This is a genomic window from Streptomyces sp. MMCC 100 (assembly GCF_041538145.2).
Lineage (GTDB): Bacteria > Actinomycetota > Actinomycetes > Streptomycetales > Streptomycetaceae > Streptomyces.
In genome coordinates this window covers 3,127,919-3,140,621 of record NZ_JBGORK020000001.1, presented here as the reverse complement: position 1 = coordinate 3,140,621, position 12,703 = coordinate 3,127,919, and the positions used below count along the sequence as shown (strand labels likewise).

At 70.8% G+C, this 12,703-nt stretch carries 10 protein-coding genes; 4 read left to right on the top strand and 6 right to left on the bottom strand.

Annotated features, from left to right (window positions below; genetic code table 11):
- Nucleotides 1-24: 24 nt before the first annotated feature.
- The 4 genes from ABS735_RS14525 to ABS735_RS14510 form a co-directional block, all read right to left on the bottom strand.
- Nucleotides 25-1,713 carry a hypothetical protein gene (locus ABS735_RS14525; protein ID WP_373905767.1) on the bottom strand — a complete coding sequence of 563 codons (1,689 nt, stop codon included), beginning with the start codon at nt 1,711-1,713 and terminating at the stop codon, nt 25-27.
- Nucleotides 1,714-1,747: 34 nt separating this feature from the next.
- On the bottom strand, nt 1,748-2,875 hold the full coding sequence (locus tag ABS735_RS14520; RefSeq protein ID WP_373906210.1) for a DUF4185 domain-containing protein: 1,128 nt from the start codon (nt 2,873-2,875) through the stop codon (nt 1,748-1,750).
- Between the two features lie 75 nt (nt 2,876-2,950).
- Nucleotides 2,951-4,585 carry a fucose isomerase gene (locus ABS735_RS14515; RefSeq protein ID WP_373905768.1) on the bottom strand — a complete coding sequence of 545 codons (1,635 nt, stop codon included), beginning with the start codon at nt 4,583-4,585 and terminating at the stop codon, nt 2,951-2,953.
- 173 nt (nt 4,586-4,758) lie between these two features.
- Nucleotides 4,759-6,237 (bottom strand): FGGY-family carbohydrate kinase, encoded by a 1,479-nt coding sequence (locus ABS735_RS14510; RefSeq protein ID WP_373905769.1) that lies wholly within the window; start codon nt 6,235-6,237, stop codon nt 4,759-4,761.
- Nucleotides 6,238-6,520: 283 nt separating this feature from the next.
- On the opposite strand from ABS735_RS14510, the gene ABS735_RS14505 reads away from it, so the two are divergent.
- The 4 genes from ABS735_RS14505 (at nt 6,521) to ABS735_RS14490 (ending at nt 10,893) form a co-directional block, all read left to right on the top strand.
- The gene (locus ABS735_RS14505) at nt 6,521-7,612 is read left to right on the top strand and encodes a glycoside hydrolase family 172 protein (RefSeq protein WP_373905770.1); all 1,092 of its coding nucleotides are present in this window, start codon (nt 6,521-6,523) and stop codon (nt 7,610-7,612) included.
- Between the two features lie 65 nt (nt 7,613-7,677).
- Complete coding sequence (locus tag ABS735_RS14500) at nt 7,678-9,057, top strand: ABC transporter substrate-binding protein (RefSeq protein WP_373905771.1); 1,380 nt, start codon at nt 7,678-7,680, stop codon at nt 9,055-9,057.
- Nucleotides 9,054-10,016 (top strand): carbohydrate ABC transporter permease, encoded by a 963-nt coding sequence (locus tag ABS735_RS14495; protein ID WP_373905772.1) that lies wholly within the window; start codon nt 9,054-9,056, stop codon nt 10,014-10,016. Before ABS735_RS14500 ends, ABS735_RS14495 begins: the two co-directional genes overlap by 4 nt.
- Entirely contained in the window at nt 10,006-10,893 is an 888-nt protein-coding gene (locus ABS735_RS14490; RefSeq protein WP_373905773.1) for a carbohydrate ABC transporter permease, read from the top strand. The genes ABS735_RS14495 and ABS735_RS14490 overlap by 11 nt, the downstream gene beginning before the upstream one ends.
- Before the next feature lie 87 nt (nt 10,894-10,980).
- Here the strand turns inward: ABS735_RS14490 and ABS735_RS14485 are convergent, their stop codons facing one another.
- Together ABS735_RS14485 and ABS735_RS14480 are read right to left on the bottom strand one after the other, a co-directional pair.
- Nucleotides 10,981-11,985, bottom strand: coding sequence for a LacI family DNA-binding transcriptional regulator (locus tag ABS735_RS14485; protein ID WP_373905774.1), 1,005 nt, complete (start codon nt 11,983-11,985; stop codon nt 10,981-10,983).
- Nucleotides 11,986-12,055: 70 nt separating this feature from the next.
- Nucleotides 12,056-12,592: a DUF2269 domain-containing protein gene (locus ABS735_RS14480; RefSeq protein ID WP_373905775.1), complete on the bottom strand. Its 537-nt coding sequence runs from the start codon at nt 12,590-12,592 to the stop codon at nt 12,056-12,058.
- Nucleotides 12,593-12,703: the final 111 nt, after the last annotated feature.

Here is a 12,703-nt window from a genome sequence, read left to right as displayed (position 1 = left end):
ACGCAGTGGAGGGCCGCCGCCCCGCTAGCGGTAGGACACCTCCAGTTCGGCGATCGAGGTGAACGTCTGCGTGCCTCCGCTGCCTCCGACGACGCGCACGCCGTCGCCGCTCGTGGTGGCGAAGTCGAAGACGTAGGTCCGGTTCGTGCCGGCGGCCGACGAGGTCGGGTAGGCGGGGGTGACGCGCTGGGCCTCGACGTCGCTCCAGACGCCGTCGCGGCGGACCTGGATCCGGGGCGCGCTGCTGAACCAGCCGCCGTCGCCGAACATCCTGCCGGTCGTGTAGGCCACCTGGTTGAGGCGGTACTCGCGCGGCCAGGTGTAGCCCCACCAGCTCGTGGCTTTGCGTTCGTCGTTCCAGTCGTCCTCGTTCTGCGCCCTGTTGCCGTCGTTGTAGACCGCCGTACCGAAGTGCGTGGCGCGTTCGACCGGGACGGTGCCGGGTTCGCGTGCGAGGTTGCGCGCGCCGTCCGGCGCGTTGTCGGGCGTGGTGGGCGCGGACGGGGTGAGGGACATCCTGCGCAGCGAGTAGGTGTACGCCCAGAAGTCGCCGGCCGGGTAACCGCCGCCGCAGGGGCAGACGTTGGACTGCAGCCACATCGACTTGCCGTCCGCGCTGATGTACTTGGACGGGATGGTGGTGGCGTAGCCGCCGTGCTTCGTGTGCGTCCAGGGGTAGCCGCCGAAGTCCTTCGGGGTGAAGCGCTTCCACGGGCCCCAGGGAGTGGCCGCCTCGTAGAACTCGAAGGTGTACTCCGTCCACGAGGTGTAGATGTAGCGGTTCAGCGGCTTGTCGTAGACGACGCCGCCCTGGCTGATCACGCTGAGGTCCCTGACGCGGCCCGGGGTCCCCACGTTCTGGTAGACGCGGCGGTCGTCGTGCAGGACCGCCACCCGCTGATCGATGTCGGACGTCCACCGCGGGGTGCCGCCGCCGTCACCGGCGTAGAACTGCCAGGTGGACCGGTCCTGGACGGAGCCGGCGGGCACCCGGGCCAGGTAGAGGTCGGTGGGGTCCGGGTCGGGGTCGAAGGTGTCCCGCCAGTTGTGGTCGAGGCCGTAGGCGTAGACGTATCCGTCCGGGCTGCCCGCGTTGTCCTTGCCGTAGTCGAGGAACATGACGGTGGTGAACTTCTCGTCCGAGAACATCGGCGTGGTCTTGTCCGACGTCCAGGTCGCGCCCTTGTCGGTGGACTTGACGACGGTGGCGCTGGGCGCGTTGTCGAGCGTGCCGCGCTTGAGGTCCTGGACGGCGAGGTACAGGTCGCCGTTCACGCAGGCCATGCCGGTGGGTTTGCGGTAGTACTGCTGCGGGTCGCCCCAGATCCGGCCCACCCCGTCGCCCGACGCGCGCTGGGCGCCGGTCAGGTTGCCGGGCATGCCGCTGATCCGGGCCACGCCGATGTCCTGCCAGGTGTCGCCGAATCCCACGCCGTCGCCGTACGCGGCGTAGACGTTGTCGTCGTTCGACCAGCACGACGGCCACAGGTCGCCGTGCTCCTTGTTGTCGCCGGCGGCGGGGGCACCGACGGTGGCTCCCGGGTCGATGCCGACCGTGGAGAAGTAGGTGCTCTCCGGGGCGTTCGCGAGCGTGGCGGTGTCGGCGGCGGGGGCCGGCGGGGTCCCGGTGTCGGCCTGGACGGCCGGGGTGGTGGACGCCGTGACGGCGGCCAGCCCGGCCACGAGTGCGACCAGCAATCTGCGTTTGCGCACGAGTACTCCTCGAGGGGTGGGACGGGGAACGTGCTCAGACCGCGAGACCGTTGATCCGGTACTGCATGACCCGGTAGTTGCGGTCGTCGTACCACTGGCTCACGGCGATGTCGAAGTCGCTGAAGGTCGATCCGGGGACGATGAAGCCGCCGTAGGGGCTGGCGACCGCGTTGCCCGACTCGTGGCCCGGGGTGGTCGGCACGATGACGGTCTGCTCGGGGGCGGTGAACAGGTTGCTCGTCGGGAGCGCGAAGATCTGGGCGCGCATCGACAGGGGTTCCATGTTCAGCCAGGTCAGGGCGTACCGGCCGCCCATCGCGCGGCAGCAGATCTCGCCCCACCGGCGACGGGCGGTGATCGTCGTCGGGTAGTTGCCCCACGCCCAGGCGCCGTTCGCGTATCCCCACGGCTCGTAGGCCGCCGGGTCGCCCACCCGGTCCTGACGGACACGGTGCAGCAGGAGGTCGGAAGCCACGTCCCGGTTGAACACCGTGGACAGCACGTAGCAGTAGCCGTCGTCGGCGACCGCGTACGTCTTCTGCTGGAACTGGCCGCCGTACTGGTCGCCCGGCCACTGGCACAGGTACTGCCAGGTCTGGCCGTTGTCCGTCGAGCGCCAGAAGTCGGAGTGGTGGGTCTGGTAGAGGACACCCCGCATCAGGTGCATGTACATCGTGCCGCCGACGGTGAAGACGTCCGACGGTATGGCGGTGGTGTTGTTCTCGTGGCCCTCCGGGACCAGTCCGACGGCGTGCGCGCCCCCCACGCTGTCGTCGATGACGAGGGCGTCGAGGTCGGGACGCCGGGCCCGCAGGCCCACCGGGGCCCGCCAGTCGCCGTCGCCCACACCGTCGCCGTCGAAGGTGTCGCCGCAGACGAAGAGCATCGTGCCGTCGGGACAGCGGACGGGTATGCCGAGGTCGGTCCAGGCGGCGCCGAACGGGCCCGTCTCTGCGGGCCCCGTGAGGTCGCGGATCTTCCTGCCGGTGACGGCGGCGGCGCTCGCGGCTGCCGCACTCGCCGGCGCCGCGCTCGCGGTCGCGGCGCCGGTGGCCAGGCCGGTCGCCGTCAGGCCGAGGCCCGTGCGGAGCAGGAGGCGTCGGCTCGGCCCTCGAGCCGCTTCCGGCCGGCCCCGCCCCTCTTCATGTCGTGAACCTGCCATTTCAGACATGCGGAACTCCTCGGAATCGTGGGTGCGTTCCGCCCGTCGGGGGCGACGGGCGGAACGCCGGGAGTACTACAGCGCCACATCCCCGCACAGGTGCACCTCGACGCCCAGTTCGGCGAAGAGGGCGGCCTTGGCGCGCAGCGCCCGGTCGGCGGTGGCCGCGTCGGGTGCGTAGGCGACGTTGAGGTGGTTGGCGCGGTGGCGGGCCATGAACTGGTCGCGGGTGACGCCGTGCAGGACCGCGTGCATGATCGGCCACTGGGGGTTGGTGGCGTCCAGCCGGCGCCGCGTCTCCTCCTCGGGCAGCTCGACGACGCTCGCGCGGCCGAGGTCGACGTGGAGGCGGCCGTCCATCAGGAACACGCGCGACCAGACGATCTCACCCGGCTTGGACACACCGCTGAGGGTGCCGCCGCCGAGCGGGAAGAACATCGGCGGCTGCCGCATGCTGTACGACTTGTCGTAGCCGCCGTGGTGGGAGGCCGGGACGGAGCCGGAGATCTCGAAGACCCAGACGAAGCGGCCGTCGTACTCCTCGCCCCAGCGGATGTCGTGCAGCGTGGTGGCCGGGTCGAGGCCCATCGCCGTCCAGATGCGGTTGGTGACCAGGGAGTCGACGGCGACGCCCTCGTCGACCTCGTTGAAGTGCGGCAGCGGCGCGCCGGCGTACAGCTCGCGGGCGCCGTCGCGGCTGCGCACGGGCGGGCGCTGGACGTTGTTGAGCAGGCCCTCGGCGAGGTCACTGGCCGGGACGGTGTCCTTGAGGCCCTGCTGGTACTGGATGCCGACCGCGTCGAGTCCGAAGTCGTCGGAGATGCGCAGCGCGGCGATGTACATCTTGAACTGGCTGAGCAGCTGGGCGTCGGTGAGTTCGGTGGCCTCGTCCGTGCCGGTGTGAAAGGTCATGCCGGCGGCGTCGAGCCAGCTGCGGACGGCCTGGGCCTCCTCGTCGGAGACCTTGCTCATCTCCGCGACCAGGGCGCTCTGCGAGAGGCGCTCCTTGTAGATGCCGAGCGGGTTGAGGAACTCGTCGTCGATGATGGCGTTGTACATGCCCATGCAGCCCTCGTCGAAGACGCCGATGATCGCCTTCTCCTCGCGCAGCTGTCGGGCGAGGGCCGTGCCGAGTTCGGTCTCGGCGTCCTTCGGCAGCTCGGGCAGCGGCCGGACGTGGCTGGTGTCGTGGGTGAGGGTGCCCGTCTCCAGCCAGGTGCGCAGGCCCTCACGCGCCCACTCGTCGGTGAAGTCGGTGCTCCACAGGACGGAGTAGTCGATGCCCGCCTTGGTCAGGCTGCCGGCCAGGCCGAGCAGGCCGACCAGGCCCGGGAACTCGCCGCTCCAGTTGGCCACGACCAGGATCGGGCCCCGGTGGTCGCGGAGCCCGGCGAGGACGTGGTGGCTGTACTGCCACACGGCCTCGACGACGATCAGCGGGGCGTCCTTGGGCAGGTTCTTGAAGACCTCGATACCGGCGCGCTGGCTGTCGATGAACCCGTGGCCCTTGGCCTCGTCGACCGGATGGCCGCGGCGCACCTGCCGGCCGAGGGCGGTGACGGCGGCCTCGAGGTCCTTCTCCAGCTTCTCCTGGGTGGGCCAGCAGGTGGTGTTGGCGGCGGGGCGGAGATCGCCGCTGGTCACGGTGTAGACGGTGGCCGGCTCGGCGGCCGGCGGCTCGTGGAGTACGGGCAGGGTGTACGCGGTCATGCGGTCTCCGTTGGTCGTGCGTCCGGCCGGTGGGGCAGGCGCGGGTCGAGCGGGTCGTTCACGGCTCCTGGGCGGTCGGTCGGCCGCCCGGGAGCAGTTGGTCAGCGGCCCGTGCGGGCAGTCGGTCGACGGCCCGTACGGGCAGTCGCTCCTCGGCCCGGGCGGGCGGTCGGTCAGCGGTCCTGGAGCGTCGCCAGGGTGTGGACGACGTCCGAGGTGGCCGGGTAGAGGCGCCGGTAGAGGGCGTAGAGGTCGTCGTAGCGCTTGGTGTGCTCGGCGCGTGGTGTCACCGTCTCGCGCACCGGGTTCCAGTCGTCGACGGAGACGCCCTGGACGAGCCCGGCGGCCAGCAGCGCGCCCCCGTAGCTGGCGCCGATGGTGATGGTGCGCAGCTCCTGCGGGCGGCCGGTGATGTCGGAGACGATCTGCGTCCACAGGGCACCCTGGGTGCCGCCGCCGACGGCGACCACGCGGCGGATGTCGCCGCCGGCCGCCTCGATGACCTCGATGTTGTGCCGGACGCCGAAGCCGGTGGCCTCCAGGGCCGCCCGGTAGAGGTCGCCGCGGGTGTGGGACAGCGTCAGACCGGCGATCACGCCGCGGGCGTCCGGGTCCATGACCGGGGTGCGTTCCCCGGAGAAGTACGGCAGCATCAGCAGGCCGTTGGCCCCGGGGCCGGACTCGGCCGCCTGCCGGGTGAGGGCGGCGTGGTCGCCGTCGGCGAACAGGTCCCGCAGCCAGTTGGTGACCGCCCCGGAGGTGGCCATGCCGCCGGCCAGGTTGCGGGTGCCGGGCAGGGCGCCGACCGTACCCCACAGGGACTCACTGGTGAGGGGCTCGGGGACGGTATGGACGAGGAACATGGTGGTGCCGTACATCAGCATCAGGTCGCCGGTGTGCTGGGCGCCCACGCTCAGGGCCTCCGCCCAGGCGTCGATCGTGCCGGTGGTGACGGGAATGCCGGCGGGCAGGCCGGTCTCCCGGGCGGCGTCCTCGGTGAGGGTGCCCGCGGCCTCACCGGACCAGCGCAGCGGCGGCAGTTCGATGCCGGGGGCGACCTCCGCGGCCCAGGGGGCGTACCACTGGCGGGCGTGAGTGTCGTAGAGCGGCGTGCACTGGCTGGCCGAGTGGTGGTCCAGGACGTAGGCACCGGTGAGCCTGCGGACCAGCCAGGAGCTGGGCATGTAGAGGCGGCGGGCGCGGGCGTAGTGCTCGGGCTCCTCGTCGGCGACCCAGGCGATCTTGGGTCCGGCGGCCTGGGTGGTGAGGGCGGATCCGCCCCGGCGGATGATCTCCTTCGCGCCGAGCCGGGCCTCGATGCGCTCGATCTGGCGGACCGAGCGGGTGTCCACCCCGTAGAGGATCGCGGGGCGCAGCGGTGTGTCGTGCTCGTCGGTCAGCAGGACGCACGGTCCCATGCCGCTGACGCCGACGGCGGTGACGGTGACGTCGCCGGCGGCGGTCAGTTCGCGGGCGAGGGCGGTGAACTCGTCCCACCAGACGGCGGCGTCCATCTCGAAGCGGCCGGGGCCCGGCCTGGCGGGGGTGTGCTCCCGTACGGCGGAGCGGATCAGGGCGCCGTCGAGACCGACGAGTACGCCCTTGCTGCTCGAGGTGCCGATGTCCACACCGATGACTGCGTTGCGAGGCATGGCCAGCACGTTCGCAGAAATCGATTTCAGCGTCAAGGGAGCGCGCACAAGACGGGACTTGTCCGTAGAAGGCCGGGTCAGACGGGGTGCGCCACGCGCGGAAACGCGCGACCGTCTCAGCTCTTGACACCCCTTGGAGGCAGCTCTACGTTTCGGTGAAATGGATTTCAGGGATGCGGGAACGCCACGCGGCATCGACGACGGCGTACCGTCCTCCCCGCGCCCACGACGCCCCTTCGGGCCCACGGCGCACTCCGCAACTCCACCTTGAGGGCAAGACACGATGACGACCTTTGGACTCGACGGCATCTCCCGCAGGACGCGAGCCGTCAGCCGTTCCATCAGCGCCGAGAACTTCACCGGCGCCAGGGCCGGCGGCGGCCGAGCCACGGAGGGCACCGGAGCGGTCGCGGCGAGCCGGCTGGGGCCGGGCTGGAAGATCTCCCCCAGCATCGACATCGCCGCCGGTGAGACGGCGGTGCTCGCCGACATCGAGGGTCCCGGCACCATCCGTCACCTGTGGTGCACCACCGACCCGCACGGCGCCTGGCGCGGCACCCTGCTGCGGATGTACTGGGAGGGGGAGGAGACCCCGGCCGTGGAGGTCCCGCTCGGCGACTTCTTCTGCAACGGCTGGAACGTCTTCAGCCAGGTCTCCTCCGTCCCCGTCGCGGCCAACCCCAACGGGGGCTTCAACGCGTACTGGCCGATGCCCTTCCGCCGCAAGGCGCGCATCACCCTGGAGAACCTGACCGCCGAGAAGGTCACGCTGTACTACCAGGTGGACTACGAGCTGGACGAGGTCGGCGAGGACGCCTCCTACTTCCACGCCCAGTGGCGCCGCAGCCACCCCGTGCCGTTCGGCGAGGTGCACACCCTGCTCGACGGTGTCACCGGCGCCGGCAGCTACGTGGGCACGTACATGGCGTGGGGCGTCAACAGCCCCGGCTGGTGGGGCGAGGGCGAGCTGAAGTTCTACCTCGACGGCGACGAGGAGTACCCGACGATCTGCGGCACCGGCACCGAGGACTACTTCGGCGGCGCCTGGAACTTCGACGTGCCCGGGCAGGGCTACACCGCGTACACCACCCCGTACCTCGGTCTGAACCAGATCCTGCGCCCGGACGGGCTGTACGGCAGCCAGCAGCGGTTCGGGATGTATCGCTGGCACGTCCTGGACCCCATCCGCTTCGCCGAGGACCTCCGCGTCACCGTGCAGAGCCTCGGCATCGGCCCGGGGCAGGGCAACGGCCTGCCGCACCGCTACCGGCACACCAGCGACGACATCGCGAGCACCTCGCTCTTCTACCTGGACGCGCCCGCCTGCGCCTCCCGTCCGGCCACTCCGGACCTGCTCACGCTCGAGGTCGACTGACCCCGCTCGTCCCTCCGAGTCCCGTCCCACCTCCGACCCCATCCCACTCCGACAGGAGCGCACGCATGCTCCAGCACGGCAACGAAGCCGGGCACCCGGCCCCGTCCCCGGCCGGCACCTCACGCCGCCGCTTCCTCACCGCCACGGCGGGCATCGGCGCGGCCGTCGCGGCCCCGGCGCTGCTCACCGGCTGCGGCTCGGCCCAGGCGAAGGGGGGCAACCTCCAGTTCTGGAACTTCTACGGACCCCAGCGCTCGCCCGACCCGGCGATCAACGCGCAGTCCAAGTGGTTCACCGACATGGTCGGGAAGTGGAACGCCACCCACAAGACGCAGATCGACCTCGTCTACCTGCCGCAGCCCACCTACCTCAACGGATTCAAGCTGCCCTCCGCCTTCGCCACCGGCGAGGGCCCGGACATCTTCATGCTCTCCCCCGGCGACTTCCTGCGGTACTACAACGGCGGCGTCCTGGAGGACCTCACGCCGCACATGGAGAAGGCGGCCATCGACGACTTCGGCTCCGCCCTGGACAGCCGCAAGGTCGACGGCAAGGTCTACGCCCTCCCCATGGAGGTCGAGCCGCTGGCGATGTTCTACTCCCAGGGCCTGTGGGAGAAGGCCGGCCTGTCCGAGGCCGACATCCCCACCACCTGGGACCAGATGCTCGACGTCGGCGACAAACTGCGCGGCCGCACCACCGCGGGGCTCGTCTTCGAGACCAACCCGGGCTACTACCAGAACTTCACCTGGTACCCCTGGATGTGGCAGGGCGGCGGCGACGTCCTCGACGAGCGCGGCGACGTGGCCTTCGACTCCAAGGCCACCCGGCAGGCCCTCGCGCTGTGGCAGGACGCCGTGCGGCACGGCATCGCCCCGCGCACCGTGCCCGCCGCGGGCGACGTGATCGGCGGCTTCAAGGGCGGCAACGTCGGCATGTGGCAGCAGGGCATCTGGAACGTCTCCAGCTTCAAGGCCTTCGCCCCCGACTACCCCTACGGCGTCTTCAAGCTCCCCACTCCCCCGGGCGGCGACTACGTCACCGCGCTGGGCGGCTGGTCCTTCTGCGCCAACGCGCAGGGCCGCGATCCCGAGGCGGCGGCCGAGTTCTGCGTCTGGGCGCTGGGCTCCATGAAGGACGAGTCCATCGACCGGATGGTCGACTGGTGCGTCGGCGCCAAGTCCGACGTGGCACCCCGCGCCACCGCCCTGGAACGCGGCGCCGCCAAGGGCGGCTACGACTCCGAGGTGATGCGCAAGTTCAAGGACGAGGTCTTCCCCGGCGGCCGCGCCGAACCTCGCTACCCCCCGGTGGTCTACAAGGCGATCTCCGACGCCATCCAGGGCACCATGCTCGCCGGCCGCGGCGTGCAGAGCGAGATCGAGCGGGCCACCCAGTCCATCAACGCCTACACCAAGAGCTACAAGGGGGCGAGCCTGATATGAGCAGCGTCGCCGCGAAGGAGCGCCGGGCCGCCGCGGCCCCCGCGCAGGCACCGGCCTCCTCGAGAGGTTCCGGGCTGAGCCGCAAGCACCGCGAGTGGCTGGCCGCCGCCCTCTTCCTCGCCCCCGACGTACTGGGGCTGCTGGTCTTCGTCGCCGTCCCGATGGTGCTCTCCATCGCCCTGAGCTTCTTCCAGGTCAGCGGCTTCGGCAGCTACGAGTGGATCGGGCTCGGCAACTACGAGAGGATGATGAACGACCCGCTGTTCTGGGACTCCATGAAGATCACGGGCCTGTACGTGGTGATCCTCGTGCCCGTGCTGTTCTGTGTGAGCCTCGGGCTCGGCCTGCTGGTGAAGCAGAAGCTGCCCGGCATGGGCGTGTACCGCACGGCGCTCTTCCTGCCGTACGTCATCAGCCTCGTGGTGGTCGGCGTGCTGTGGAAGTTCCTGCTGGACGAGCAGACCGGCGCGGTCAACCGGGCCATGCGGGCGGCCGGCCTGGACGGCGAGTCCTGGCTCGGCAGCCCCTCCCTCGCCCTCGGCTGCGTCATCGCGGTCATGGTGTGGGTGATGATGGGCTACTACATGATCATCTTCCTGTCGGGTCTCCAGGAGATCCCCCAGGAGTACTACGAGGCCGCGAAGCTGGACGGCGCCGGTCCGTGGCGGCAGTTCCGCTCCATCACCTGGCCGCTGCTCCGCCCGACCAGCTTCTTCGTCCTGATGATGTCCACGGTCGCGGCCATCACCGGCGGCCTGGACCTGATCTTCGTCCTCACCAACGGCGGACCCGCCAACGGCACCTCGCTGGCGATCTTCTACATCTACCAGCAGGCCTTCGGGTTCGGTGAGTACGGCTACGCGTCGGCCATGGGCTCGTTCCTGGTGCTGATCATGGTCGCCGTCTCCGCGGTGATCTTCAAGTTCACGAGAGGCGGGAGGTTCGACGATGGCGAGTGACACCCTGACGACCGGGGCCGGCAAGTCCGGCAGCCCCGGCGGATCCGGCACCGGAACCGGCCGGCGCCGGCCGCTCTCCCCGCGCGCCGGGCTGACGATCCTGGCCGTCGTCCTGTCGGTGATCAGCGTCCTGCCCGTCCTGTGGATGCTCACGTCGTCCTTCAAGACGCGCGAGACCGTCACCGACGGCAAGCTGATCCCGACGGACTTCACCTTCGACAACTTCGTGTACGTCTTCACGGAGGTGCCGTTCGCGCGCTACCTGTGGAACAGCTTCTTCATCTCCGCGGTGATCACGATCGCGGCCCTGTTCTTCCACTCGATGGCCGCCTACGCGCTGGCCCGGCTGCGCTTCCCGGGCCGCGAGAAGCTCTTCGGCGCGATCTTCGCGACCCTGCTGGTCACCGCGCCCGTGGTGCTGATCCCGCTGTTCATGGTCGCCCGCGAGCTGGGCCTGCTGGACAGCTACGCGGGTCTGATCATCCCGGCGATCTTCAACGCCTTCGGCATCTTCCTGCTGCGCCAGTTCTATCTGGGGCTGCCCAAGGAGCTGGAGGAGGCGGCCGTCATCGACGGCTGCGGCCACTGGCGGGTCTACTGGAACATCGTCCTGCCGATGTCCCGGCCGATCCTCTCCGCGCTGGCGATCTTCTTCTTCCTCGCCAACTGGAACGCCTTCGTCTGGCCGCTGGTCGCCACCAGCGACCAGGACCTGACGGTGGTCCAGCTGGGTATCGCCTCGTTCCAGACGCAGTACACGTCGAACTGGAACTACATCCTGGCGGCGGCGACGGTGGCCGCGCTGCCGATGCTGATCCTCTTCTTCGTCTTCCAGCGGCAGATCGTCGAGTCGATCAAGACGTCCGGCATCAAGTAGGGGGAGCGCTTCAGCGCTGTCGAGCGGCGCCGCACCGGCCGAGGGGACCGGTGCGGCGCCGCGGACGTGCGCCCGGGGGCCGGCCGCTCAGTGACCGGCCGGGCCGCCGGTGCTCTCCCGGACCTGGAGCGTCGTGCGCAGCACCACGGTCTGCAGGGGCGCGTCGCCGCCCTCCATGCGCTGCAGCAGCAGGTCGGCCGCCGTACGCCCCAGCTCGTAGGAGGGCAGCTCCACGGCCGACAGGGACGGCCGCACCAGTGACGCCCAGGGGACGTCGCCGAAGGAGAGGACACCGATGCCGGGCGGGGTGAGCCCGGCCTCGCGCAGGGCGTCGAGCACGCCGATGGTCATGAGGTTGTTGGCGACGAACACGGCGTCGGGCGGCTCGGGCAGCGACAGCAGATCGCGCATCGCGGCGCGGCCCCCTTCGACCCGGAAGTCGGCGTGGCGTACGTAGGTGTCGTCCGCGCCCCCCTCCGGCCCCGCCGCCCGCAGCGCGGACCGGTGACCGGCCAGGCGTTCCTCGGAGGTCGAGGCGCCCTGGGGTCCGGTGATGCAGGCGATCCTGCGGTATCCCGCCCGCAGCAGGTGCCGGGTGGCGGCCTCACCGCCGTGGCGGTCGTCGAGGCGGACCGCGTCCACCTCCGCGTCCCGGGGACGGCGGTCGACGGCGACGACCGGGACACCCCGGGCGATCAGCGGTCCGAGGTCCGTCTCGTCCTGGGAGGCCGCCGCCACGATCACGCCGGCCATCTGCTCGCCGAGCGCAACCTCCAGGTAGCGGCGCTCCTTGTCGGTGTCCTCGTCGGAGTTGCACAGGACCACCGAGAGACTGGTGCGCTGCGCGGCGTCCTCGACGCCTCGGGCGAGCGAGGTGAAGAACGGGTTCTCGATGTCCGGGATGAGCAGCGCGATCACGCTCGACCGCTGTTTGCGCAACGACCGGGCGAGGCGGTTGGGCGCGAAGCCGAGCGCCGCCGCGGCCTGCTGCACGGACTGGGCCCGTGCCGGGGTGACATTGCCGCCGTTGAAGACCCGTGAGACGGTCGCCGGAGATACTCCGGCGGCTCGCGCCACGTCCTGGATCGTCACCACCTGCGTCCGCGCCCTCTCACTCCGCGTAAGGTCCACCTGCTCACCCTACCTGCGTCTGAAAAGGATTTCACCCTTTGCCTGAGCGGGCGAGAGGCGGACGGGCATCCGCCGGACGCGCGCGCAGCCGGCGACCGCGCCGGGTGAGTCCCCAGGGCTTGAGGAGCGAGAGCACCGTCATGAAGACGTAGGCGGACAGGGAGACGACCGGCCCGAAGAGCACGTCCCCCGCGTCGGGCAGCGGCCGGCCGGCGGCCACGGCGGCGACCGCCGCGTTCACGCCGGGGCGCAGCGCGAAGAACGTGGCGACGGTCGTGCCCAGGGTCAGCCAGAACTTCGTGTACACCCACCGGTGCCGGGCAAGACCCCACTGCGTGCCCAGGGCCAGCACCAGACCGCTGCCCAGGGTGAGCAGGGCGAGGGGAAGCAGCAGCCAGTCGGCGAACAGCTTCATGCAGCGGACGGCGGCCTCCACCGTGGCCGGGGACGCGCCGGTCGCCGCGGTCACGCCCAGCGCCAGCAGACCGAGCGTGAGCCCGAGCCAGGCGGCGGAGGCGACGGCATGGACGACGAGGCAGGCCCTGCGTGCGGGGCGGTTGAGTTTCACCCCACCCACGCTGCCGGTCGGCGGCCGCCCGGGCGTCCCGCGGCGGGAGTAACCCGGCGTACTGGCCCGGGCGTACGCGACGGGGCAGCGCCCTGACCCGATCGGAGCAGA